At 65.6% G+C, this 24,399-nt stretch carries 21 protein-coding genes and 2 tRNA genes; 11 read left to right on the top strand and 12 right to left on the bottom strand.

Translation table 11 applies throughout. The features are described from left to right. The first annotated feature begins 19 nt into the window (after window positions 1–19). The 4 genes from E3O25_RS02300 (at window position 20) to E3O25_RS02315 (ending at window position 5,143) form a co-directional block, all read left to right on the top strand. Complete coding sequence (locus E3O25_RS02300) at window positions 20–1,705, top strand: ABC transporter ATP-binding protein (protein ID WP_134360336.1); 1,686 nt, start codon at window positions 20–22, stop codon at window positions 1,703–1,705. Between the two features lie 115 nt (window positions 1,706–1,820). Beyond that, a complete protein-coding gene (valS, locus tag E3O25_RS02305) occupies window positions 1,821–4,415 on the top strand; it encodes a valine--tRNA ligase (RefSeq protein ID WP_174721693.1) in 2,595 nt (864 codons plus the stop codon). Between the two features lie 8 nt (window positions 4,416–4,423). Next, on the top strand, window positions 4,424–4,870 hold the full coding sequence (locus E3O25_RS02310; RefSeq protein ID WP_092110801.1) for a GNAT family N-acetyltransferase: 447 nt from the start codon (window positions 4,424–4,426) through the stop codon (window positions 4,868–4,870). 3 nt (window positions 4,871–4,873) lie between these two features. After that, on the top strand, window positions 4,874–5,143 hold the full coding sequence (locus tag E3O25_RS02315; protein ID WP_092110803.1) for a hypothetical protein: 270 nt from the start codon (window positions 4,874–4,876) through the stop codon (window positions 5,141–5,143). Between the two features lie 51 nt (window positions 5,144–5,194). Here E3O25_RS02315 and E3O25_RS02320 read toward each other — a convergent pair whose 3' ends face one another. Further along, window positions 5,195–6,028: a methyltransferase domain-containing protein gene (locus tag E3O25_RS02320; protein ID WP_092110805.1), complete on the bottom strand. Its 834-nt coding sequence runs from the start codon at window positions 6,026–6,028 to the stop codon at window positions 5,195–5,197. Window positions 6,029–6,078: 50 nt separating this feature from the next. Between E3O25_RS02320 and E3O25_RS02325 the strand changes: the two genes are divergently transcribed. Together E3O25_RS02325 and E3O25_RS02330 are read left to right on the top strand one after the other, a co-directional pair. Continuing rightward, window positions 6,079–8,142: a M3 family metallopeptidase gene (locus E3O25_RS02325; RefSeq protein ID WP_134360338.1), complete on the top strand. Its 2,064-nt coding sequence runs from the start codon at window positions 6,079–6,081 to the stop codon at window positions 8,140–8,142. 65 nt (window positions 8,143–8,207) lie between these two features. Beyond that, window positions 8,208–8,978 carry a hypothetical protein gene (locus E3O25_RS02330; RefSeq protein WP_134360339.1) on the top strand — a complete coding sequence of 257 codons (771 nt, stop codon included), beginning with the start codon at window positions 8,208–8,210 and terminating at the stop codon, window positions 8,976–8,978. Window positions 8,979–9,144: 166 nt separating this feature from the next. On the opposite strand, the gene clpX is transcribed toward E3O25_RS02330, so the two are convergent. The 5 genes from clpX to E3O25_RS02355 all read right to left on the bottom strand — a co-directional run bounded on the left by clpX (window position 9,145) and on the right by E3O25_RS02355 (window position 13,576). Further along, complete coding sequence (gene clpX, locus E3O25_RS02335) at window positions 9,145–10,422, bottom strand: ATP-dependent Clp protease ATP-binding subunit ClpX (RefSeq protein ID WP_134360340.1); 1,278 nt, start codon at window positions 10,420–10,422, stop codon at window positions 9,145–9,147. Window positions 10,423–10,555: 133 nt separating this feature from the next. Beyond that, entirely contained in the window at window positions 10,556–11,239 is a 684-nt protein-coding gene (locus E3O25_RS02340) for an ATP-dependent Clp protease proteolytic subunit (protein ID WP_092110811.1), read from the bottom strand. Between the two features lie 27 nt (window positions 11,240–11,266). Continuing rightward, the gene (locus E3O25_RS02345; protein ID WP_092110813.1) at window positions 11,267–11,869 is read right to left on the bottom strand and encodes an ATP-dependent Clp protease proteolytic subunit; all 603 of its coding nucleotides are present in this window, start codon (window positions 11,867–11,869) and stop codon (window positions 11,267–11,269) included. Between the two features lie 180 nt (window positions 11,870–12,049). After that, a complete protein-coding gene (tig, locus tag E3O25_RS02350; protein WP_166805944.1) occupies window positions 12,050–13,459 on the bottom strand; it encodes a trigger factor in 1,410 nt (469 codons plus the stop codon). A gap of 43 nt (window positions 13,460–13,502) precedes the next feature. Continuing rightward, window positions 13,503–13,576: transfer RNA gene (locus E3O25_RS02355), tRNA-Pro, on the bottom strand. Window positions 13,577–13,757: 181 nt separating this feature from the next. On the opposite strand from E3O25_RS02355, the gene E3O25_RS02360 reads away from it, so the two are divergent. Further along, a tRNA-Gly gene (locus tag E3O25_RS02360) sits at window positions 13,758–13,828 on the top strand. 75 nt (window positions 13,829–13,903) lie between these two features. Here E3O25_RS02360 and E3O25_RS02365 read toward each other — a convergent pair. The 4 genes from E3O25_RS02365 to E3O25_RS02380 are packed head-to-tail and all read right to left on the bottom strand — an operon-like array spanning window position 13,904 to window position 17,679. Continuing rightward, a complete protein-coding gene (locus E3O25_RS02365) occupies window positions 13,904–15,496 on the bottom strand; it encodes a multicopper oxidase family protein (RefSeq protein WP_134360341.1) in 1,593 nt (530 codons plus the stop codon). A 59-nt stretch (window positions 15,497–15,555) separates the two neighbouring features. After that, window positions 15,556–16,551 carry an Fpg/Nei family DNA glycosylase gene (locus tag E3O25_RS02370; RefSeq protein ID WP_134360342.1) on the bottom strand — a complete coding sequence of 332 codons (996 nt, stop codon included), beginning with the start codon at window positions 16,549–16,551 and terminating at the stop codon, window positions 15,556–15,558. Window positions 16,552–16,557: 6 nt separating this feature from the next. After that, on the bottom strand, window positions 16,558–17,049 hold the full coding sequence (locus tag E3O25_RS02375) for a ribose-5-phosphate isomerase (RefSeq protein WP_134360343.1): 492 nt from the start codon (window positions 17,047–17,049) through the stop codon (window positions 16,558–16,560). A 9-nt stretch (window positions 17,050–17,058) separates the two neighbouring features. Further along, complete coding sequence (locus E3O25_RS02380; protein ID WP_092110823.1) at window positions 17,059–17,679, bottom strand: DsbA family protein; 621 nt, start codon at window positions 17,677–17,679, stop codon at window positions 17,059–17,061. A 166-nt stretch (window positions 17,680–17,845) separates the two neighbouring features. Here E3O25_RS02380 and E3O25_RS02385 point away from each other — a divergent pair, with 166 nt between their 5' ends. Together E3O25_RS02385 and E3O25_RS02390 are read left to right on the top strand one after the other, a co-directional pair. Beyond that, on the top strand, window positions 17,846–19,420 hold the full coding sequence (locus E3O25_RS02385; RefSeq protein WP_134360344.1) for an MFS transporter: 1,575 nt from the start codon (window positions 17,846–17,848) through the stop codon (window positions 19,418–19,420). A gap of 99 nt (window positions 19,421–19,519) precedes the next feature. Then, window positions 19,520–21,046 (top strand): SDR family NAD(P)-dependent oxidoreductase, encoded by a 1,527-nt coding sequence (locus E3O25_RS02390; protein WP_134360345.1) that lies wholly within the window; start codon window positions 19,520–19,522, stop codon window positions 21,044–21,046. 3 nt (window positions 21,047–21,049) lie between these two features. Here the strand turns inward: E3O25_RS02390 and E3O25_RS02395 are convergent, their stop codons facing one another. Further along, on the bottom strand, window positions 21,050–21,352 hold the full coding sequence (locus E3O25_RS02395; protein WP_338419420.1) for a type II toxin-antitoxin system PemK/MazF family toxin: 303 nt from the start codon (window positions 21,350–21,352) through the stop codon (window positions 21,050–21,052). After that, complete coding sequence (locus E3O25_RS02400; RefSeq protein ID WP_134360346.1) at window positions 21,352–21,588, bottom strand: YlcI/YnfO family protein; 237 nt, start codon at window positions 21,586–21,588, stop codon at window positions 21,352–21,354. The genes E3O25_RS02395 and E3O25_RS02400 overlap by 1 nt, the downstream gene beginning before the upstream one ends. 275 nt (window positions 21,589–21,863) lie before the next feature. Between E3O25_RS02400 and E3O25_RS02405 the strand changes: the two genes are divergently transcribed. Both E3O25_RS02405 and E3O25_RS02410 read left to right on the top strand, forming a co-directional pair. Beyond that, window positions 21,864–22,736 carry a hypothetical protein gene (locus E3O25_RS02405; protein ID WP_134360347.1) on the top strand — a complete coding sequence of 291 codons (873 nt, stop codon included), beginning with the start codon at window positions 21,864–21,866 and terminating at the stop codon, window positions 22,734–22,736. A 68-nt stretch (window positions 22,737–22,804) separates the two neighbouring features. After that, window positions 22,805–24,397 (top strand): AAA family ATPase, encoded by a 1,593-nt coding sequence (locus E3O25_RS02410; RefSeq protein ID WP_134360348.1) that lies wholly within the window; start codon window positions 22,805–22,807, stop codon window positions 24,395–24,397. Window positions 24,398–24,399: the final 2 nt, after the last annotated feature.

The raw sequence follows: 24,399 nt of genomic DNA on the forward strand, positions 1-24,399 counted from the left end.
ACCCGAGGCACGAATGACCATGACCGAACCGGCGGCGGCACTGACCGTTCACAATTTGCGGGTGGGCTTCGGCGCCGACCCGGTCGTTCGCGGTGTCTCGTTCGAGATCGCCCGGGGCGAGTGCCTCGCCATCGTCGGCGAATCAGGCTCGGGCAAGAGCGTGACCGCGCGCAGCCTGCTCGGTCTCGCCGGGGCGAACGCCCGGGTCGGCGCTGACCGGCTCGAACTCGGCGGGCAGACCGTGCTCGGCCTCACCGACCGTGCCTGGCGGGCCCGCCGGGGCAAGGACGTGGGCCTGGTGCTGCAGGATGCCCTGGTCTCGCTCGACCCGCTGCGGCCGATCGGCCGGGAAATTGCCGACTCGCTGCGCCTGCACACCATCCTCGGCGCCGCCGCCCGGGCACGCCGGGTGCTGGAACTGCTCGACGCGGTCGGCCTGCCCGAGCCGGCGACTCAGGTGCAGAAGCTCTCCGGGCAGCTCTCCGGCGGGGAACGTCAGCGCGCCCTGATCGCCGCCGCGATCGCCCTGGACCCGCCGCTGCTCATCGCCGACGAGCCGACCACGGCGCTCGACGTAACCGTGCAGGCGCAGATTCTGGCCCTGCTCGAGCACATCACGCGGGCCGGCACCGCCGTGCTGCTGATCAGTCATGACCTCGCCGTGGTGAGCCGCATCGCGCACCGGGTCGCGGTGATGCACGACGGCCGCATGATCGAGACCGGCCGCACCGAACAGGTTCTGGGCGCCCCCCGGCACGAGCAGACCCAACGTATGGTCGCGGCGATCCCGGCCGACAAACCGCGCGGCACTCGGCTCTCCCTCAGCACTCGCCCAAGGGATGCCGCGAGCCCGGTTTCAGCAGACAGCACCGTTTTGGCAAACAGTACGGTTTTGGACGACAGCACGGTTTCGGCAGCCAGCACGGTCGTGCTCGAAGCCATCGGACTGTCCAAGTCTTTTCGACGACCGGACGGCAGCCGGCACCTCGCCGTCGACGACGTCTCCTTCGCGCTGAAGCGCGGCAGCACCCTCGGAATCGTCGGCGAGTCCGGCTCGGGCAAGACCACGACCGCCCGACTGCTGCTCGCTCTGCTGCCGCCGGATCGGGGTGCGGTGCGGGTGTTCGGCGAGCCGTGGAGCGCGGCGAGCGAGAAGACCCGGCGCGGGCTGCGCCCCGGCGTCGGCGCTATCTACCAGGATGCCCTCGGCTCGTTCGACCCGCGCTGGAACGTCGCCGAGATCCTCACCGACGCACTGGGCCTTTCGCCGGGCCTCCGTCAGCGACGCCGCGCACCGCAGACGACGGCTCGGCTTTTGACCCTGCTCGACGAGGTCGGCCTCGCCGCCGCGGTGCTGACCCGCCGCCCGCTCGAACTCTCGGGCGGTCAGCGTCAGCGGGTCGGCATTGCCAGGGCCCTGGCCGGTCGACCGGCGATACTCATCTGCGACGAACCGGTCTCGTCGCTCGATGTGAGCGTGCAGGCCCAGGTGCTCGACCTGCTCGACGACCTGCAGCGGGAGCGCGGCCTCAGCCTGATTTTCATCTCGCACGACCTCGGTGTGGTGCAGCACGTCAGCGACGAGATCGCGGTCATGCGAGCTGGTCGCGTCGTGGAGAGCGGGCCGGCGGCGCGCGTGTTCGCCGCGCCGCAGCATCCGTATTCGGTGCAGCTGCTCGCCGCCGTACCCCGGCTGCCGGCTTGAACGATCTGCCGGATTGACCCCCGTTCGGGGAAAAAGGGCCGATCGGGTAGATTAGACGGGCACACTCAGGCACCTCACCATCGACACGGTGCCGAATATACCGAACCGGAGAATGATGACCCACGCTGACCGCGTTCCTGAAAAGCCTGCCCTCGAAGGGCTCGAAGCCAAATGGGAGACCCGCTGGGAGAGCGACGGCACCTACCGGTTCGCTCGTGAGAACGCCACCCGCGACACGATTTATTCGATCGACACGCCCCCGCCGACCGCGTCGGGCTCACTGCACATCGGCCACGTGTTCTCGTACACCCATACCGACGTCGTCGCCCGGTTTCAGCGGATGCGCGGCAAGAACGTGTTCTACCCGATGGGTTGGGACGACAACGGCCTGCCCACCGAACGGCGCGTGCAGAACTATTACGGCGTGCGCTGCGACCCGTCGCTTCGCTACACCGACAACTTCGTTCCCCCGTTCGAAGGCGGCGACGGCAAGAGTTCCAAGGCCGCCGACCAGCTGCCGATCAGCCGCCGCAACTTCATCGAACTGTGCGAAACCCTCACCAAAGAAGATGAGAAGCAGTTCGAAGCGCTCTGGCGCACCCTCGGCCTCTCCGTCGACTGGACCCAGACCTACCGCACCATCGGCCAGGAAGCCCTGTTCACCTCGCAGCTTGCCTTTCTCGGCAACGTCGAACGCGGTGAGGCCTACCAGGCCATGGCCCCCACCCTGTGGGACGTCACCTTCCGCACCGCCGTCGCCCAGGCCGAGCTCGAAGACAAGGACATGCCCGCCGCGTACCACCGGGTGGCGTTCGCCAAGCCTGACGGTTCCACCATCGAGATCGAGACCACCCGACCTGAACTGCTCCCGGCCTGCGTTGCCCTCGTCGCGCATCCCGACGACGAACGCTACAAGCACCTGTTCGGCACCACGGTGACGACCCCGGTGTTCGGCGTCGAAGTTCCCGTGCTCGCCCACCACCTGGCCCAGAAAGACAAGGGCTCAGGAATCGCCATGATCTGCACCTTCGGCGACGTGACCGACGTGGTGTGGTGGCGTGAACTCGACCTGCCCAACCGCGCCATCATGGGTTTCGACGGCCGCATCATCGCCGAGGTTCCGGAAGCCATCGTTTCCGAAGCCGGCCGCGCTGCCTACGCCCAACTCGCCGGCAAGACCGTGTTCTCGGCCAAACAGGCCGTCGTGGAGCTGCTCAAGGCCAGCGGCGACCTGATCGGCGATCCGAAGCCGATCGTGCACGCGGTGAAGTTCTTCGAAAAGGGCGACAAGCCGCTCGAAATCGTCTCCACCCGGCAGTGGTACATCCGCAACGGCGCCCGCGACGAGAAGCTGCGCGCCCGCCTGCTCGAGCACGGCTCCGAGCTTGCCTGGCACCCCGAATTCATGAAGGTGCGCTACGAGAACTGGGTGAACGGCCTCACCGGCGACTGGCTCGTCTCCCGCCAGCGCTTCTTCGGCGTGCCACTGCCGGTCTGGTACCCGCTCGACTCCAACACGAACCCGGTCTTCGACCAGCCGATCGTGGCCACCCGCGACCTGCTGCCGGTCGATCCCTCCTCGGATGCCGCGCCCGGCTACACCGAAAGCCAGCGCGGCCAGGCCGGCGGTTTCGTCGGCGAGGTCGACGTCATGGACACCTGGGCCACCTCCTCACTCACCCCGCAGCTCGCCGGCGGCTGGGAACGCGACCCGGAACTGTTCAACCTGGTCTTCCCCTACTCGCTGCGTCCGCAGGGCCAGGACATCATTCGCACCTGGTTGTTCTCCACCCTGCTGCGCGCCGAGCAGCAGCACGGTATCTCGCCGTGGCAGCATGCCGCCCTCAGCGGCTTCATCGTGGACCCCGACCGCAAGAAGATGAGCAAGTCGAAGGGCAACGTGGTCACCCCGGCCGACATGCTCGAGCTGCACGGCTCCGACGCGGTGCGCTACTGGGCGGCATCGTCTCGGCTCGGGACCGATGCCGCTTTCGACCCGAAGAACCCGACGCAGATCAAGATCGGCCGTCGTCTCGCCATCAAGATCCTCAACGCGAGCAAGTTCGTCGCCATGTCGCAGGGCAGCCGAACGGCCCCGATCACCGAACCGGTCGACCAGAGCATGCTGGCGGGCCTCACCGCTGTCGTCGCCCAGGCCACGACAGCGTTCGAGAACTACGACCACGCTCGGGCGCTGGAAACCACCGAGAGCTTCTTCTGGACCTTCTGCGACGACTACCTCGAGCTCGTCAAAGAACGCGCCTACGGCGAGCCGGGCCCGGAGCAGGCCTCGGCCGTTGCCGCCCTGCGCACGGCGCTCGCCACCCTGCTGCGCCTGTTCGCGCCGTTCGTTCCATTCGCCACCGAAGAGGCCTGGTCCTGGTCGAACGAGGGCTCGGTGCACACCTCTCCGTGGCCGGTCGCGGCCGATCTGCTCGGCAGCGACGCGGTCGCCACCGGCAACATCGCCCTGCTCGACCTGGCCAGCCGCGCGCTGACCGGCATCCGTCGGGCTAAAACGGATGCGAAGGCGTCGCAGAAATCTGAGGTGGAATCTGCAGTAATATGCGGTGCACCCGCCGAGATCGCACTACTCACCCTGGCCGCCGCGGATCTTAAGGCGGTCGGTCGGATTCACGAATTGACCTTTATCGACGGCAGCGAACTCGCTGTGACCGACATCGTGTTCGCCACGGTGTTGGAAAGTTAGGAGACCCGATGTCAGTAACCGTGCGCCCGCTGGGCGACAAAGACTTTTTCCCCTGGCTGGGCCTGTTCGAGGGCTACAGCGCGTTCTATGAGAGCGAACTGACCGATCAGAAGGCCCTTCAGGTCTGGAGCTGGATCATCGACCCGAACAACTCGCTTGACGGTGCCGTCGCGGTTGACGACCGGGGCGATTTCGTCGGCCTCGCGCACTACCGCACCGTGCCGCGCACCCTCAGCGGCGACCTCGCCCTGTTCCTCGACGACCTCTACGTTGCCGAGGACGCCCGCGGCAAGGGTGTCGGCACACTGCTGATGGACTTCACCAAGGCGTACGCGCGCGAGCGAAAGCTGGCCCAGGTGCAGCTGGTGACCGCGGCCGACAACGCTACCGCGCAGGTGCTCTACGACCAGGTCGGTACCCGTACCGACTGGGTCACCTACGAAATCGACGTCTAGACCGTGCAGCTGGGCACGCGTTGGACTCTCGGGGGAACCCTGCCCACCGGGCTTCCCCACGTCGTTGAAATCGCCGTCAAGGCCGTCGAAGACGACCTCACGGCGCTCGCCGTCGATACCAGTACGTGGCGTTGGACGCTGACCTGGCTGGAGTCCAAGCCGGTGATCGAACTCGACGACGGCACGGTCATCCGCTTCAACCCGGTCGACGACAGCGCGACCATCACGCAGCCGTCGACGAGCACGGATGATGACGACGAGGACTGGATCTGATCCGGAGCGGCAGCCGCGCGGCCTGACCGCACCGGGTTTCAGGCCCGAGCGTCAGGCGCGGGCCAGAATTTCGCCGTGCGGCATACCGAACCAGCCGTCGGGGTCACGCACCCACTCTCGCCAGGCCGCGGCCATCCGCTTGAGGTCGGCGAGATCGGCCACCCCCGATTCGATGGCGTGGGCCGCGAAGCTGGATTCGGTCACCCGCACCGCCCACGATTCCCCCCACCACTCACGCTCGGCGTCGGACGCGAAGCACCAGACGGATGCGCTGCTGGTCACGGTGGTGAAGCCGGCCCGCCTGGCCCAGGTTTTGAGGGACCGGCCAGCGTCGGGGTCGCCGCCGTTCCAGTAGTGCACCTCGCGGTAGACCCGCATCCAGTCGACCAGCCCGTCTATCGGCGGCGCAATCATGACTCCCCCATAGTCCACGTCGCGGGCGGCGAACACGCCGCCGGGCCGCAACACCCGGCGGATCTCGGTCATCGCCGCGACCGGGTTGGCGAGGTGCTGCATCACCTGGTGGGCGTGCACGATGTCAAAGGTGTCGTCGGCGAAATCGAGCGCGTAGACGTCGCCGACCTGAAAGCTCGCGTTGTGCACCCCCTCGTCGGCGGAGAGACCGGTCGCACGCGCGACGATGTCAGGCGACGCGTCTATGCCGACAACTCGTCCGGGAGCGAGACGCCGGGCCAGATCGACCGTGATAGTGCCGGGGCCGCAGCCGACATCGAGCAGCACACCTCCGGTGCACAGCTCCGGAATGAGGTAGGCCGCCGAGTTCGCGACCGTGCGCCAGGTGTGCGAACGCAGCACGCTCTCGTGGTGACCGTGAATATATTCGTCACGGGGGGCGGACTCAGAATTGCCGGTCAGGTCGGTCATGGTCAGATCCTACGCGCCGCCCGAGCGGCCGCGATGGTTAGGGTGGAGGCATGGCCTCGACAGCGAACAACCCGTTTTTCACCTGCAGCACCCTGCCCTACCAGCTGCCGCCGTTCGCCGCCATCACCGACCTGCACTACCGGCCCGCATTTCGCCACGGCATGACCGAGCAGCTCGCCGAGGTCGACGCTATCACCGCCACAGCGGATGCCCCCACCTTCGAGAACACCCTCGTCGCCCTCGAGCGCAGCGGGCAGACGCTGGCGCGCGTCGCCGAGGTGTTCTTCAACCAGAGTTCCTCCGACTCGAGTGACTTCACCACCGACCTGGAAGAAGAACTCGCGCCGCTGCTCGCCGCCCACGCCGACGCGATTCGGCTCGATCCCCTGCTCTACGAGCGCATCGCCGCCCTGCACGCCGAGCGGTCGCGACTCGGCCTCGATGCCGAGTCGCTCTACCTGGTCGAGCGGTATTTCACCGAGTTCACGCTCGCCGGGGCCGGCCTGAACGACGACGACAAGCAATCCCTGCGTGAATTCAACGCGCGACTGTCGACCCTCACCACCCGGTTCGAAAAGAACCTGCTGTGTGACACCAACGCCCTCGCGCTCGTGCTCGACGACGTGGCCGAGCTCGACGGCCTGACCGAAGGCGAGATATCCGCGGCGGCCGAAGCAGCCAGGGAACGGGGCCTCACCGGGCAATACGTGATCAGTCTCGTCCTTCCCACATCGCACCCCTATCTCGCGAGCCTGACCAACCGGGGGGTGCGCGAACGGTTGCTCGCGGCGAGTCGCGCGCGCGGCATCCGTTCTGATGCGGCGGGCGCCGACACCGACAACCGGCCCCTCGTGATCGAGATCACCCATTTGCGCGCCGAACGGGCCCGGCTGCTCGGGTTCGACAACCATGCCGCCTACGTGACCGCCGATCAAACCGCGAAAACGCCCGCTGCCGTCTGGAACCTGCTGGCCCGCCTGGCTCCCGCCGCCGCCCGCAACGCCTTGCTCGAGCAGGCCGACCTGCAGGCCGTGATCGATGCGGACGGCGGCGGTTTCGAACTGGCCGCGTGGGACTGGGCGTTCTACACCGAGAAGGTGCGCCGAGCCAAATATGACGTCGACACCGCCGCCATGCGTCCCTATTTCGAGCTTGAGAGCGTTCTCGCCAACGGCGTGTTCTTTGCGGCCAACCGGCTGTACGGGCTCACCTTCACCGCGCGGCCCGATCTGGTGGGCTGGCACCCCGATTCGCGCGTCTTCGAGGTCACCGCCGAAGACGGCTCTGCCGTCGGGCTGTACATCGGCGACTTCTACACCCGGGATTCCAAGCGCGGCGGGGCCTGGATGAACGCCCTGGTCTCACAGTCCTCGCTGCTCGGCACCGACACGTCTGTGGTCTGCAACAACCTCAACGTCTCCAAGCCGGCCGCCGGCCAGCCCACCCTGCTCACCTACGACCAGGTCACCACCCTGTTCCACGAATTCGGCCACGCCCTGCACGGGCTGCTGGCGCGCGCCACTTATCCCAAGTTCTCCGGCACCAACGTGTACCGCGACTTTGTGGAATTTCCCAGCCAGGTCAACGAGATGTGGATGCTCTGGCCCGACGTGCTCGCCAACTATGCCCGCCACTTCGAGACCAACGAGCAGATGCCGCAGCAACTAGTCGACCGCATTCAGGCGTCGTCGGCGTTCAACGAGGGTTTCCTGACCAGCGAATACCTCGCCGCCGCGCTGCTCGACCAGGCCTGGCACCGCATGGATGCCGACACGATCGTCACCGACGTGGCCCGGTTTGAAGCGGATGCCCTCGCCTCCGTCGGTCTCGACAATCCCGCCATTCCCACCCGCTACGCCAGCACCTACTTCGCGCACACGTTCTCCGGCGGCTACGACGCCGGCTACTACTCGTACATCTGGAGCGAGGTACTCGACGCCGACACCGTCGAATGGTTCAAGGAGAATGGCGGCCTGACCCGCGCGAACGGCGATCGTTTTCGTAATCGGCTGCTCGGGGTGGGCGGCACCAAAGATCCGCTCGAGGCCTACCGCCATTGGCGCGGTCGGCCCGCCGACCTGCAGCCGCTGCTCGACCGACGCGGCCTCAACTAGCCGTTCGCTCGCACCCTCAGTATTGAGGATGCGCGGGACGATCCGCGGCCGTAGGCTACGTGGCCATGGACGTTCCGACGGGTCTCATTCAGGGCAGGGGGCGGCGGCGGTTTCTCCGGATCGCCGCCATCGTTCTTGCCGTCATGTTGCTGAGCGGGCTCGTCTCACACTACTTGCGCGAGAACATCGCCATCAGCACTCCGGGCTGGCGTGGCCTCAGCGCGCTAGCGGGTCTGGTCTACGCTGACGGCGAAGCGAATCTGTGGGCCTGGGCGTCCGGACTCCTCCTCGCCGGTATCGCCCTGTGCCTGGCCACCGTCGGCTTCGCTGCACGAAATGAGCGAGATCTGGGCGCACCCTACTTCGTGCTCGCCGCCGTCGCCGTCGAATTGTCGGCCGATGAGATCGCCCAGTTGCACGAAAAACTCGCCCGCTTTGACCTCGACAGCCGCTTCACCTTCGCTTGGCTCACTGTCGGTGTGCCGTTGGCCGTTGTCGCGTGCCTGCTTCTGCTCTGGATCGCCCGCAAGATCGACCGACTTCTTCGCCGCCGTCTCATCGTCGCAGGCGCTATCTACCTTCTCGGTGCCGTTGGCTTTGAGGCCATTGGCGGCATCGCGGTGGGAGGCCGCCTCGACGAGTTATCGCGCGCCAGCCTGACCTACCATGCGCTTGTCGGTATGGAAGAGGGACTTGAAGTGACCGGTGCGCTCATCGCGCTGGGTGCCGTGCTGTCCGCGCTGGTCGTTGAACGCATGGAAACCGGAATACTGCTGCGAACTCGTTTCGGTCGCGCAGGTGAACACCCCCTCAAGAGTGCACCGGCGACTCAGTGAGGCCAGACCAGATCAGAACCAACCTCCGTGGCACTCGATAGCCGGACGTCGAATGCACCGCGAAGCGACCGCTACAGCACCAGCCACTCCAACATCATGGCCACCGCCAACATGAGTTGTTCGATCCCCAGCAATCCCAGCAAATACCCGCCGGGGTACGCCCGAACTAGGCCGACTTCACCTGGCGAGTCTTGTGCACCACCATTTCGGCTGGCGCATTGTGCAGCACCGTGTCGCGGGTAATGATGACCCGCTCCACGTCGGTCGTGGACGGCACCTCAAACATGACCGGGCCGAGCACTTCTTCGAGGATGGCCCGCAGCCCGCGGGCGCCGGTCTTGCGCAGCACGGCGAGGTCGGCGATGGCTTCCAATGCCGGCTGTTCGAATTCGAGTTCAACCCCGTCGAGCTCGAACATACGCTGGTATTGACGCACGAGTGCATTCTTGGGCACGGTGAGAATCTGCATCAGGGCCACCTGGTCGAGTTGGGTGACCGTGGTGACCACGGGAAGACGACCGATGAACTCGGGAATCAGCCCGAACTTGTGCAGGTCCTCGGGCAGCACCTCGCTGAACAGGTTGATGTCGTCGCCCTTGATGTGCAGCGGAGCCCCGAAGCCGATGCCCTTCTTACCGGCGCGGGACGAGATGATGTCTTCGAGCCCGGCGAAAGCACCAGCCACGATGAACAGCACGTTTGTGGTGTCGATCTGAATGAATTCCTGATGCGGATGCTTGCGCCCACCCTGCGGGGGAACCGAGGCGATCGTGCCCTCAAGAATCTTCAGCAGCGCCTGCTGCACGCCCTCGCCCGACACATCGCGGGTGATCGAGGGGTTCTCGGCCTTGCGGGCGATCTTGTCGATCTCATCAATGTAGATGATGCCGGTCTCAGCCCGCTTGACGTCATAGTCGGCAGCCTGAATGAGCTTGAGCAGAATATTCTCGACGTCTTCGCCGACGTAACCGGCTTCGGTGAGGGCCGTCGCATCCGCTACGGCAAAGGGAACGTTGAGGCGCTTCGCGAGGGTCTGGGCCAGGTAGGTCTTGCCGCAGCCGGTCGGGCCGATCAACAGAATGTTGGACTTGGCGATCTCGACGTCGTCGTGAATGGCTTCGGCTGCGGTGAGCGTTGCCCGAGACCGCACACGCTTGTAATGGTTGTACACGGCGACGGCGAGGGCACGCTTGGCGGGTTCTTGGCCAATGACGTATTCCTCGAGAAAGCCGAAGATTTCTTTGGGCTTGGGGAGGTCGAATTCACCGGCGGCGGCCTCAGAGCCGGCTTCGGCCAGACGCTCTTCGATGATTTCATTGCACAGCTCGACGCATTCGTCGCAGATATAAACGCCGGGGCCGGCGATGAGCTGTTGTACCTGCTTCTGGCTCTTTCCGCAGAAGGAACACTTGAGCAGGTCGGCACTTTCACCGATTCGGGCCATGTCAGCCTCCTCCATTGGTCTCGCTGCAATTGAGCCTAGCCTGTGCGTGTGACAGTTACGTGCAGCACGCCACAAACCGAAACGGCGCGCCGCCCGAAGGCGACGCGCCAGCCGGCCGGTTCAGGTCTTTAGGCTATTTAACGAGCATAGGAAGGTTCTTACGGCTGGTCAGAACCTGGTCGATGAGCCCGTACTCGAGAGCATCGGCGGCGCTCATGATCTTGTCGCGGTCGATGTCCTTATTGACCTGCTCCACGCTCCGGTTGGAGTGGTGTGCGAGGGTCTCTTCGAGCCAGACCCGCATGCGTAGAATCTCGGCCGCCTGAATCTCGATGTCCGAGGCCTGGCCACCGCCCTGGCCGCCAACCGAGGGCTGGTGGATCAGGATGCGCGCGTTCGGTAGGGCGAGACGCTTGCCCGCTGTACCGCCGGCGAGCAGCACGGCCGCAGCGGATGCCGCCTGGCCGAGGCAGACCGTCATCACGTGCGGGCGGATGTACTGCATCGTGTCGTAGATCGCCGTCATTGCGGTGAACGATCCGCCCGGCGAGTTGATGTACATCGTGATGTCGCGGTCAGGGTCCTGGCTCTCGAGTACGAGAAGCTGGGCCATGACGTCATCGGCCGAGGCGTCGTCAACCTGCACGCCAAGAAAGATGATGCGGTCTTCGAACAGCTTGGCGTAGGGGTCCTGGCGCTTGTAGCCGTAGGCGGTGCGCTCTTCGAAGGTGGGGAGGATGTAGCGCGACTCGGGAGCGTTCTTAGTAGAGCCGCCCATCGAGCTGTAGGCCGTTCCACCGAATGTGGGGATAGTCATGATTTCTTCCTGTTCAGTTTCGGTGGGCTACTTGGACACGTCGGCGTCGGGGTCAGTGCCGCCACCGCCGATAACGTCCGAAGCGGATGCGCGCAGGTGATCGACGAAACCGTATTCGAGGGCTTCCTGGGCGCTGAACCAGTTGTCACGGTCACCGTCGGCGTTAATTTGTTCCGGGGTCTTTCCGGTCTGCGCGGCCGTGATCTCGGAGAGGCGCTGCTTCATGTCGAGAATGAGGCGGGCCTGGGTCTGGATGTCGGCGGCCGTGCCACCGAAGCCGCCGGACGGCTGGTGCAACAGTACCCGCGCGTTCGGGGTGATGTAGCGCTTGCCCTTGGTGCCGCTCGTGAGCAGGAACTGGCCCATCGAGGCCGCCATGCCGATACCGACGGTGACGATGTCGTTGGGTACGAACTGCATCGTGTCGTAAATCGCCATGCCGGCGGTGATCGATCCACCGGGAGAGTTGATGTAGAGGTAGATGTCGCGTTTGGAATCTTCCGCTGCCAGCAGGAGGATCTTCGCGCAGATCTCGTTCGCGTTTTCGTCACGGACCTCTGAGCCGAGCCAGATGATGCGGTCCTTCAGCAGTCGGTCAAATACACCGTTGGTGGGTGTCGGGTCGGCCATGTCGTGCTCCGTTTCAGTTGTCGCTTCTCAATGAATCTATCGGAGCGCGCGAGCGAAAACGGCTCTGTTCGCCCTCGGCAGATAACCGGATGCCGCGCACGGCTCCTGCAGCATGCAGAAGGCCGACTGGAGTGAATCCAGTCGGCCCGTGCCCGCCATCAGGCGGTACTGCTGCAAACGCTACTTCTTGGCAGCGGCCTTCTTCTTCTTGGGCTTCTCTTCAACCTCGGCGTCAGCGTCAGCGACCGGAGCTGCCTCGGCGTCGCCGGCAGCGGCATCCGCTTCAACAACCGGCTCGGCGTCGGTGACGTCGTCGACCGGGCCGGTGAACGCGCTCAGGTCGACCGGCTTGCCGTTGGAGTCAACGACCTCGGCCTTGCCCAGGGCGATGGCGAGGGCCTTGTTGCGGGCGACTTCGGCCACCATCGACGGGATCTGGCCGTTGGTGTTGAGGGTCTGCACGAATTCGCTCGGGTCCATGCCGTACTGGCTGGCGCCCTGGATGAGGTACTGGGTGAGCTCGTCCTGGCTGACCTTGACCTGCTCGGCTTCGGCGATCGTGTCGAGCAGAATCTGCTGACGGAAGGTCTTCTCGCTGGCTTCGGTGACCTCGGCGCGGTGGGTGTCGTCTTCGAGGCGGCTTTCGCCCTCGAGGTGGCGGTTGACCTCGTCGAGGATGATCGCGGCGGGGATCGGAACCTCGACCGAGCCGAGGAGCGTCTCAATGAGACGCTCGCGGGCCTGGCTGCCCTGGCCGAAGGCCTTGTTCTGTTCCACCTGAACCTTGAGGCTCTCGGTGAGCTCGGCGATGGTGTCGAACTCGCTCGAGATCTGAGCGAAGTCGTCGTCAGCGGCGGGAAGTTCGCGTTCCTTGACGGCGATGACCGTGATCGTGATCTCGGCCGTCTCACCCTCGTGGTCTCCGCCCATGAGGTCGGAGTTGAAGGTGGTGGTCTCGCCGGCGCTGAGCGAGTCGAGGGCCTCGTCGATGCCGTCGATGAGGTCGCCGGAGCCGACCTCGTAGGAGATGCCGCTCGCGGTGTCGACCTCTTCGCCGTCGATCGCGGCGTTCAGGTCGATCTGGGCGAAGTCACCGGTCTTGGCGGGGCGGTCAACCGTGATGAGCGTGCCGAAGCGGCTGCGCAGCTTGTCGAGTTCCTCGGCAACTTCGTCGTCGGACACCTCGACGGCGTCGACAGTGAGCTTGAGGCCGGCGTAGTCGGGCAGGTCGATCTCGGGGCGCACGTCAACCTCGATGGCGAGGAGCAGGTCACCGGAGAAGTCGGTGTTGCTCGGCCATTCGACGATGTCGGCCTCTGGACGGCCCAGCGGGCGCAGCTTGTTCTCTTCGACGGCCGCGCGGTAGAAACCGTCGAGACCCTCGTTGACGGCGTGTTCCAGAACGGCAGCCTTGCCGACGCGCTGGTCGATGATGGCCGGCGGGATTTTTCCCTTACGGAAACCCGGGATGTTGATGTCTTCGGCGATGTGGCCGTAGGCGTGGGTGATGGCTGGCTTCAGCTCTGCTGGGCTCACCGTGATGGTGAGCTTGGCGCGCGTGGGGCTCAGTTTTTCGACCGTGGACTTCACTCGAGACTCTCCTGTGTATTGAAACGGTGTGCTGCGGGTAATGTCGGGGCGACAGGAGTTGAACCTGCGACTTCTCGCCCCCAAAACGAGCGCTCTACCAAGCTGAGCTACGCCCCGGATCTTTCAATCCGCTGGTACTGATAACTGGGGAGCCAACCTGCTGGCGCGTGAGAACGCTCGCGACAGGCGGATTGACCTCAACCAGTCTAATGCACGCCATTCGAGCGGATGCGCGCCCGCTGGCATCCGGCACCCGGTTTCTTGTACTAGGCTATCCCAGTGCCCGAATGTTGGGCGTGGGGTCGTAGCTCAATGGTAGAGCCTGAGTTTTCCAAACTTATGACGCGGGTTCGATTCCCGTCGACCCCTCTGTATCGACCGTAAGGACAACGTCGAATCGCGAAAGCCGCCAGCTTCTGCTGACGGCTTTCGCTGTTTAATCCGCTAGTGCCCGTGGGCCGGCGACAGCACGCGCGGCCCGCTGCCGACGGCCAGGTTCGATTGAGGCACCCTCGCGTCGTGAGCGGTCGGCGGGGTGCCGGCCTGTTCGCCCGGCTTGACGACGACGAACTGGCCCATCATGCCGGCGTCTTCGTGCGCCAGCATGTGGCAGTGGAACATGTACGGAAAGTCGGGATCGGTGTACTCAGCGAACTGCATGATCAGTTCGTAGCGCACCCCCGGCTCGAGGTAGATCGTGTCTTTCCAGCCCGAGAGTTCGGCCGGCGGTGGCTCGGTACCTACCCGCAGCACCTGAAACTGCACGGCGTGCACGTGAAAGTTGTGCGGCAACGGCATGGCGTTGTCGACGGTCCACACCTCGGTGGCGCCGGCCTCGACGGTCTCATCGATGCGCGTCATGTCCATCAGCTTGTTGTTGATGGTGTAGCCGTTGAGGGTGAAGGAGCGGTCGGCGGAGGCATCCGCTTTCCGCAACGGTTCCATGGCGGCGAGGGTGGTCGAGGGGGCGCCGATGCTGCTGAGCGTGGCGGCGGCGCGCAGCTCCAGCACGTCGAGCGTGTCGTCGCCGGCGTTGCGGGTGGCGGCACTGGCCGAGGTGCCGAGGTCGGGCGGGGTGGACTGTAGATTTACCGTCTCGCCCGGGGTGACCTGCACGAGAATCTCGGCACGCTCCCCCGGTGACAAACGGATGCCGTCCATCGGCGCCGCCTCCGCGAGCAGTCCCCCGTCGGTCGCGATCAGGTCGAAGGACCGGCCGTCGCTGAGCCCGAAGTCATACATTCGCGACGTGGATCCATTGACCAGGCGAAGCCGCACCACCTCGGACGTGACATCGAGGTAGGGCGCAAGGGTTCCGTTGACCAGCAGCTGGTCGCCGATCGGCCCGATGTAGCCGCGCACGTCGGTGACGAATTGACCGTCGTCATCGAAACGGCGGTCCTGCACGACCACGGGAATGTCGTCGACACCGTAGGTGCGGGGCAGGGTGAGCGCTGCTTCCTCGTCGTCCTGCACCAGGAAGAGACCGGCCAGGCCCATTTCGACCTGGTGTTCCGTCTTTCCGTCGGGGTGCGGGTGGTACCACAGGGTCGCTGCGGGCTGGTCGATGGTGAAGTTCGGGCTCCAGGTGGCGCCCGGTTCGACCATCTGGTGCGGGCCACCGTCCATCTCGGCGGGCAGGCTCATGCCATGCCAGTGCACGGTGGTGGCCTCCCTCAGATCGTTCGCGACATTGATGCGCACGTCCTCCCCCCGGGCGGCGACGAGTGTGGGGCCGAGGTAGCTGCCGTTGTAGCCCCAGGTGTCGGTGTCAACGCCCGACGTGAACTCGGTTGTCCCCGATTCGGCCGTGAGGTCGAAGACTCGCTCTCCGTCAGCGTTGACGGTCGATTCAGCCAGCGGCGGGATGGCGAGCGGGTTCACAAAGTCGATCGTGCCGACGGTGTCGATCACGCCGGCGCCAGTGTCGGTCGAGCAGGCGGTCAAGCCCACGGCCAGCACGACCGCGCCGATCAGACCACCACTGATCAGGGTGGCAACACGACGGCGGGGGCGCACAAAGCGAGACGGGAGCATGACTCTATTTTCGCAGCCCGCCTGATGCGCTCACACCACGCCGGTTCGCAGCGAGTGCTTCAGGCCTGGCACCGCGGGCACCAGTACAGCTTGCGGGCGGCCATCTCTTCGAGCACGATGTGCGTTCCGCAGACCCGGCAGGGCAGGCCTTCCCGCTTGTACACCCAGTGCCGGTCGGCGCGATTCTTCATGGCGAGCCGATAGGTATCGCCCTCGAGCTTGTCCATGGTCATCATCTGCCCGGTCGCAACGCCGATGTGCAGCAGGTGGGCCCAGTCCTGCCAGAGCGCGCGCACAACCTCGTCGCTCAAAGACTTGCCGGGAGCGTGCGGGTTGAGGCCGGCCCGAAAGAGCATCTCGGCCCGGTAGACGTTTCCGATGCCGCTGACCACGGTCTGATCCATCAGCAGGCGGCCGATCGGCGCCGGCTTCCTGCGCACAACACTCACGAACCGCGCTTCGGCTTCCGGACTGTTGTCCAGTTCCGGGTCGGGTCCGAGTTTGGCGATGACGGCCTCGACCTGGGCCGGGTCAAGCACCTCGCACGCAGTCGGTCCGCGCAGGTCGGCGCAGACCGTGTCGCTGAGCAGGCGCACCCGCACCTGGCCGACCGGCTCGGGCGGAAAGGTGTCGGCGAGGTCGATCTCCTTTTCCTGCTCCGACATGCGCACCCGGGTGCGGCGCGGCGCCCCGATACTGAAGATCGAGTTCTCGCCGTTCTGGTCGAAGGTTGGGGCATCCGCTGAAAGACCGGTGCCGTGCTGGTTGGTCTGGCCGATCCGGCCGTTGGCCGCGGCCATCGTGGCATCCATGAGGATGTCTCCGCTGAAATCCCAGGCGCCGTACATTCCCAAGTGGATGCGCAACCACAGTCCGTGGTCGAACTCCAGGAACATCTGCTTGCCGACGGCGCGGGCATCCGTCACCGTGTGCCCGGTCAGTTGAGCGGCACCGGTCACGAACCGGCCCTGCGGCGAACTGACCGTGACCCGGTGGCCGACGAAATTGCGTTGGAACTGTCGGGTGATGCGGTGAACGGAATGACCCTCTGGCACCTCAGATCACTTTTCGTCGACGTTCTTGCCGACGATGGTTCCGCTGGTTTCATACTCCGCCAGCTGACGGATGCGACGCACGTGCCGCTCCTCCTCGCTGAACGGCTCGGCAATGAAGGCGTCGATGAAGCCGGTGGCCTCCCCGATGGTGTGCTCGCGGGCGCCGATCGAGATGATGTTGGCGTCGTTGTGTTCCCGGGCCAGCCGGGCGGTGGAGAGGTTCCAGACCAGGGCGGCGCGGGCGCCGGACACCTTGTTGGCGGCCATCTGCTCACCATTGCCCGAGCCGCCGAATACGATGCCGAGCGCTTCGATGCCGCTCTCCCGGTCGTCGACGGTGACCTGCGCGGCGTTGATGCAGAAGGCCGGGTAGTCGTCGAGGGCGTCGTACGTCTGCGGCCCGTGGTCGATGACCTCGTGGCCGGCTGCACGCAGGTGCGTGATCAGGTGGTTGCTGAGGTCGAGTCCGGCATGGTCCGTGGCGATATGGATGCGCATAAGAGCAGTCTATTTAGTGCCGACGACCTCCGCGAAAATCGGCTCCCGGATGCGACTGCGCTTGAGCTCGAAGAATCCGTCGTAATTGGCGAGGGCCACGACGCCGTCCCAGAGCGCGAGGGCCGCATCGCCCATCGGTGCCGGGGAGATGACGGGGCCGAAGAAGGCCACGCCGTTGACGGCGATCACCGGGGTTCCGACGTCCTGGCCGACGCGGTTGATGCCGTCGAAGTGACTCGCCCGCATCTCCCGGTCGTACTCATCGCTGTCGGCGAAGGCGGCGAAGTCAGCGGGCAGGCCGACCTCGGCGAGCGCGGCCAGGATGACCTCGTCAGCATCAACGCTGCCCCCGGGGTGAATGAGGACGCCGAGGGCGTCATAGAGTGCCTTGACCATCTTTTGGCCGTGCAGCTCACCAGCGGCGGCCACGAGGCGGGTGTACTTCAGCGCCCGCGGAAAGAACGCCGCGTATTCCGCGCTCACGTCCTGATCTTCATTGAGGACGGCAAGGCTCATCACGTGCCAGGTCACCTCGAAATCGCGCAGTCGGGCGACCTCGTCGACCCAACGCGAAGTCATCCAGGCCCAGGGGCACGACGGGTCAAACCAGAAGTCAACGGAATCAGTCATGCGACCAGCCTAAGCGGGGCCAGCGGGGCTCCCGCATCCCCATTCCTGAGAATGCCGTTTGGGCAATGTCCCCCATAAGGGGGTATTGTGGCTGGGTTGAAAAAAATCTGCACCACGCAGTACAGCTTTGTCTTCGCAGCACAATATCTCCCCGGGAGAAATTCACATGCCCACTGACCGAAGCACGTCCAACCTGAATTCCGGCGCCACTAGCGCCGGGGCAGCACGGGGCAAGCCCACAAGGACCCTCCGCCGCCGCCGCATCGCGGTCTCCGACGTCAACGTCGTCGACAAGCCCATCATGAAGCGCGCCCTCGGCGGCACCATCGTGGGAAACACCATGGAATGGTATGACGTAGGTATCTTCGGGTACCTCATCACCACCATGGGTCCGGTCTTCCTGCCGGAGGCGGACGCATCCGTTCAAACCCTGTTTCTGCTCGGCACCTTCGCCGCGACCTTCTTCGCCCGCCCGCTCGGCGGGGTGTTCTTCGGCTGGCTCGGCGACCGAATCGGCCGCCAGAAGGTGCTCGCCACCACCCTGATCCTGATGGCCGCCTCGACCTTCGCCGTCGGGCTGCTGCCCGGCTACGCTCAGGTCGGCGTCTGGGCCGCGGTCTTGCTGGTGTTCGTCAAACTCGTCCAGGGCTTCTCAACCGGCGGCGAGTACGCCGGCGCAACGACCTTCGTCAGCGAGCACGCCCCCGACACGCAGCGCGGCTACTTCGCGAGCTTCCTCGACATGGGCAGCTATCTCGGGTTCGCCATCGGAGCCTCACTGGTCTCGGTGCTGCAGCTCACCCTCGGGCAGGACATCATGGAGGCGTGGGGCTGGCGTATCCCGTTCCTCATCGCCGGTCCGCTCGGCCTTATCGCCATCTACTTCCGCATGAAGATCGACGAGTCGCCGGCCTTCCAGGCCACCCTCGACGCGCAGGAGGAAGCCCAGAAGAACCCGGTCGGCGCGACAGCCGACACTCCCAAGGGCCCGATTGCCATTTTCAAGGCGTACTGGCGCAACATCATCATCGCGATGATCCTGGTGGCCGCGGCGAACACTGTTGGCTACGCCCTCACCTCGTACATGCCCACCTATCTCACCGAGAACAAGGGGTACGACGAGTTGCACGGTACAGCGCTGACCATTCCGATTCTCGTGGTCATGGCCCTATGCATCCCGCTGGCCGGCCGGCTGTCCGACCGCATCGGGCGTCGCCCGGTGCTGTGGATCGGTGCGATCAGCACCGTCGTGCTGTCGTACCCGGCATTCCTGCTGATCGGCATCGGTGAGATCTGGTCGACCCTGCTCGGCCTGGCGCTCATCGCGTTCCCGGTCACCTTCTACGTCTCCAACCTGGCTTCAGCCCTGCCGGCGCTGTTCCCGACGGCGAGCCGTTACGGCGCGATGGGCATCTCCTACAACTTCGCCGTGGCCATTTTCGGTGGAACCACGCCGTTCATCATCGCGGCGCTCATCGTGGGCACCGGCAACGACCTGATGCCGGCCTTCTACCTGATGGGCACCTCGCTGATCGGGGCGATCGCCATCTACTTTCTCAAGGAATCGGCCAACCGCCCACTCCCGGGTTCGATGCCGAGCGTCAACACCCACGAGGAAGCGCACGAACTGGTCAAGACGCAGGACGACAACCCCCTGCTCGACACCGACGAGATGCCGTTCGACCATACCTTCGAGCCGCCGACCAACGCCCTACCCATTCAGGAACCGGCCAGGCTCTAGTTCAGTAATTGCCTGCGGGCGTGCGCGGCTTCGGTCGCGCGCGCCCGTTTGTCGTTGTTCGAAACGGATGCTCCCAGTCGGCCCGCGTAGAATTTGCGGATGACCTCCGCGCCCCCCACCACTGCGCCCTCCACCGCGGCCGAAACGAGCGCAGCCGAACCCGGCACCGAGTTTGCCGGAATCGACCCGCACGACCTCGAAGTGACCCTGCGGGTACTCGCCTCGCTCAGCGACGTGGATCCGGACAGCACCGACTTCGTCACCGTGCGCCAGGCTACCGCCAAGATGTTCAAGTCGGTCAAGATGTCGCGGCGCCTCGAGAAGCGCGCCATCATCGCGGACGCCGACCGCAGTGTGATCGCCGCCACGGCCACCGGCGCCCCCACTCGCATCGACGACGAGACCCGCGGCGCCCAGCTCTCGCTCGGCACGAGCGCGGCCACGGCCGGCGAACTGCTCGTTCCCCGCGCCTGCTACATCTGCAAGCAGAAGTACACCGTCGTCGACGCCTTCTACCACCAGCTCTGCCCGAGCTGCGCGCTCATGAGCCACGCCAAACGCGATGCCCGCACCGACCTCACCGGCAAGCGCGCCCTGCTCACCGGTGGCCGCGCCAAGATCGGCATGTACATCGCCCTGCGCCTGCTGCGCGACGGCGCCCACACCACCGTCACCACCCGGTTTCCGCGCGATGCCGTTCGCCGGTTCGCTGCGATGGACGATTCCAACGACTGGCTGCACCGCCTGCGCATCGTCGGCATCGACCTGCGCGACCCGGCCCAGGTGATTGCCCTCGCCGATTCGGTTGCAGCCCAGGGCCCCCTCGACATTCTCATCAACAACGCCGCGCAGACCGTGCGGCGCTCGCGCGGCTCGTACTCCCCCCTGGTTGAAGCCGAGGATTCCCCGCTGCCCGACGGCCCGCTGCCCGAGATCGTCTCGTTCGGGCACACGAATGATGCGCATCCGCTGGCCCTCGCCGCGTCGGTCTCCGGGCATCCGCTGCTCGCCGGTGCCTCTGGCGCCGGTGCACTCACCGCGGATGACCTCACCCGCCTCGCCCTCGCGGCCGGCTCGTCATCGCTCGAACGCCTCGCCGCCGGCACCGCGATCGACGCCGGCGGGCTCGTGCCCGATCTGCACGAGGTGAACAGCTGGACCGCAAACGTCGAAGACGTCGATCCGCTCGAGATGCTCGAAGTGCAGCTGTGCAATACGACGGCACCATTTTTGCTGGTGAGCCGCCTGCGGGCGTCGCTGACAGCATCCGCTGCCCGCCGCACCTATATCGTGAACGTCTCGGCGATGGAGGGTGTGTTCGGCCGCGGTTACAAGGGCCCCGGTCACCCGCACACCAACATGGCCAAGGCCGCGCTCAATATGCTCACCCGCACGAGTGCGAAGGAGATGCTCGTCGACGGCATTCTCATGACGAGCGTCGACACCGGCTGGATCACCGACGAACGACCGCATCCCACCAAGGTGCGCCTGGCCGAGGAGGGTTTTCATGCCCCGCTCGACCTGGTCGACGGCGCCGCCCGGGTGTACGACCCGATCGTGCGCGGCGAGGCCGGTGAAGACCTCTACGGCGTCTTTCTCAAGGATTACCAGCCCGGCGCCTGGTAACCCTCAGTCGAGGTCGAACGCCGTGTGAATGGCGGCGCTGAGCTGTGGCTCCTGGCGCGGCAGTAGAAATCCGATTTGGCGGCCGAGGCTGGCCACCGGGATGGTCACGATGTTATCGCAGCTCACGACGCAGTTCTGGTCGAGGCCGTTCGCCGGGCCGACCGAAACTTCGGTGGACAGTCCGCGCACGGTGCTGGTGATGGGGGCGACCGTCACCCGCGTGAGGTGCGGGCGCACGAGCTCACGGGTGAGCACGAGAACCGGCCGTGCCTTGTCGAGGTGCGCAATGTGAATCGCGCGCATCATCACGCGAGGTCCGACGGAATGATCGCGCCGTAGCGTGCGAGGTCGTCCAGGTCGTCACGGATTGTCGGCTGCTCGGACAGAATGCGCACATCACGCAGTGCAATCTCGCGGCGACGTTCTCGTTCGAGGGCCCGGATGATCACAGCGGCGCGGCTGCTGTCGCGGCCCTCGGTCACCGCTCGGTCCAGGTAGTCCACGATGTCGTCGGGCAGGCGTACCGCGATCTGTCGGCTCATGCGCGTCAGCATACCACTTTGGGATTCATTACGGTATGGCGATGCAAAAGCCCGTAATCTGTCGAGGAAAGCACAGGTCACGAGCGAAAAGTCGCCACTGCCAGGCTGACCGCAGGCTACGCCTCAGCCGGCAGACCGCCAGCACAGGATGATCACAATTTCCGCAGCAGCGAGAGGGGTCGAACGGCCCTGCTGGTGAGCATTGATTGGCGTGAGAATGGGTAGCAAGACCTCGGCCCGAATACCCAAGGTCGCAGGTCCCTGGAGGAGAAGGAATGACTGCTGATTCGCTGCCGACTACGGCTCACCGCACCGACACAAGCGCTCGGCTGACCCCGTCACATCGCTCGCTGTGGCTCTCGATTGCCGCTGCCCTGCTCGCTTGGGGCGGCAGCATCCTGACCCTCGCCAACAGCGCTGTCTACGACCAGCTCACTCCGGTGTTTCTGCCGCAGGCTCTCGCCCAGGACGCGGCGAATCTCATCGTCGCTGCCCCGATGCTCGCCGTCAGTGCGGTATTGGCGCTCCGCGGGTCTGTCCGCGCTCACCTGATCTGGCTTGGTGTGCTGGCCTTTACTGTCTACAACTACGTAATCTACGCGTTCTCCGTTCCGTTCGGGCCGCTCTATCCGCTCTGGACGGCGGTTCTGGGCTTGAGCCTGTTCGCACTCATCGGCGGCGTGCGCACCCTTACCGATGCTACGAGCACCGCCCGGTTTCGCAGCCATCGGGCGACCAGCGTCGCCGCGTGGGTGTTGCTGATCGTGGCCGGATTGTTCGCGCTGATCTGGCTCAGGGAGGATCTGCCCGCCTTACTCGGCCGAACGACCCAGCAGAGCTCAACCGACATGAACCTGCCCACCAATCCGGTCCACACACTCGACTACATCTTCTTCCTGCCGTCGGCGTTCTACGTGGGGATCGGGCTGCTGCGAGAAAACCCGTTCGCCGCGCGCGCGACCGCTCCGTTCCTCATCTTCATGGTCCTCACCTGCGTGCCAATTGTCCTGACTCCCGTTGCGCAGGCCGTCAGCGGGCAGTCGCCGGTATGGAGCATTCTCGCCCCGATTGGTGTCATCGCGGCAGTCGTGCTCAGCAGCGTCACCTGGCTCCTGATAACCGTCCGACAGGCGCCAGCGGGTCTCTGACCGCGTTGGTGCGCCCTACGATTGGCACCATCCGGTGCAGATCATCGGGCACCAGGGAGGAACGCACCATGATCGAGGACACTTTCGACCGCGACGTCGTGCGCTCGTTCAAGAAGTTCATAGAGCGCGTCGTGGCGACAGCGGATGCCCAGAACCCGTCCGGACTGTCTCCCCTCGGCGACGCGATCAGCGAGTTTCTGGGAGCGAACGCGTCGACGTTGCCGGTCGTGTCTGAGACGCTCGCCGATAATCGCCTGGTCGACGCCGACGTGGCCCTGACCACCCTGGGCGGTCTCGATCAAAGCAACGTCCGCGGTGTCTCCGGTGGACAACAGCGTTTTCACTCGAGCTTGTCGGAGCTCGTGGCCAGCCCGTTCCAGGGCTTCGGACTCGGGCCGGTGGACTACTCGGCCCGGGCCACCGGACCGACGTCGACCCGCCAGGTGGTCTCCTTCGGCCTCAGGCTCATCCGCTTCGAGGGCCAGCCGATCGCGGTGCTGCAACGCGCCGCCAACCCGCAATTCGGCCGCAACACGGCCGAACTCGAGATTATGGCCGAGTCGCCCGAAACCGTCACGGCATTTCTCGAGCGCCTCCGCGGCCTCATGATCGAGCACAGCGTGCTGCGCGGGCAGGTGCTCTCGTTCGTGCAGACCGAGTATGGGGCCGGAGCCGGAATCACCTTTCTGGAACGCCCCGTGGTTTCAGCCGCCGCCATTGTGCTGCCGGAGAGCATCCTCAGCACCATCACCGACCACGTCATCGGAATCGGTGAGCAGCGCCAGGTTTTACTCGCTGCCGGGCAACATTTGAAGCGCGGGGTGCTGCTCTACGGGCCTCCCGGCACCGGCAAGACCCTCACCGTGCGCCACCTGCTGAGCGAAACTCCGGGCATCACCGCCGTGTTGCTCACCGGGTCCAGCATTGTGCACATCGCTGCGGCCGCCGAGATCGCACGCACCTTCGCGCCGTCGATGGTCGTGCTGGAAGACATCGACCTGGTCGCGATGCAACGCAACGCCACGCCCCAGCCGCTTTTATTCGAGGTGCTCGACGCCCTCGACGGGCTCGACGGTGACGCTGACGTGGCGTTCGTCATGACCACGAACCGGGTCGAGGTGCTCGAGCGCGCCCTCGCCGAACGACCCGGCCGCGTCGATCTGGCCGTGGAGGTGCCCCTACCCGCCCTGGCCGAACGCGAGCGGCTGTTCCGCCGCTACGCGCAGAACCTGCCGTTCAGCCCGGCCGCCCTCGACGCCGCGGCCGGCCGCGCGGAGGGCGTGACCGGGTCGTTTGCGAAGGAGCTCATTCGCCGGGCAGTACTCCGCGCCGCCCTGCGCGAAGGCACGGTCGACGACACCGACCTGCAGGCGTCCCTCGACGACCTGTTGTCGGCCGGTGAATCCCTCACCCGACGCCTCCTCGGCACCAGCAGTGGCGACACCCCGCGCTGGCAGCCCGATGAGGAGCCGAGCGATGGGCCGAACGAAGGCAGCTACGTTCCACGGCACGGTATGGTGATGACGAGCGAAGCCTCGTTCGGCTGGGTCACCGCAAGCGCAGCGCAATTGTCGGCGGCGCCGCCGCCGGCGCCGGCGCACGACGCGACGCGGGAACCTCCTCACGAGCCCCCCGCAAACCCGGCCGAGCCGGTGCAGTGACC

Origin of the sequence: Cryobacterium sp. TMT1-3 (assembly GCF_004402315.1) — a bacterium.
In the GTDB taxonomy this organism is placed as follows: domain Bacteria; phylum Actinomycetota; class Actinomycetes; order Actinomycetales; family Microbacteriaceae; genus Cryobacterium; species Cryobacterium luteum.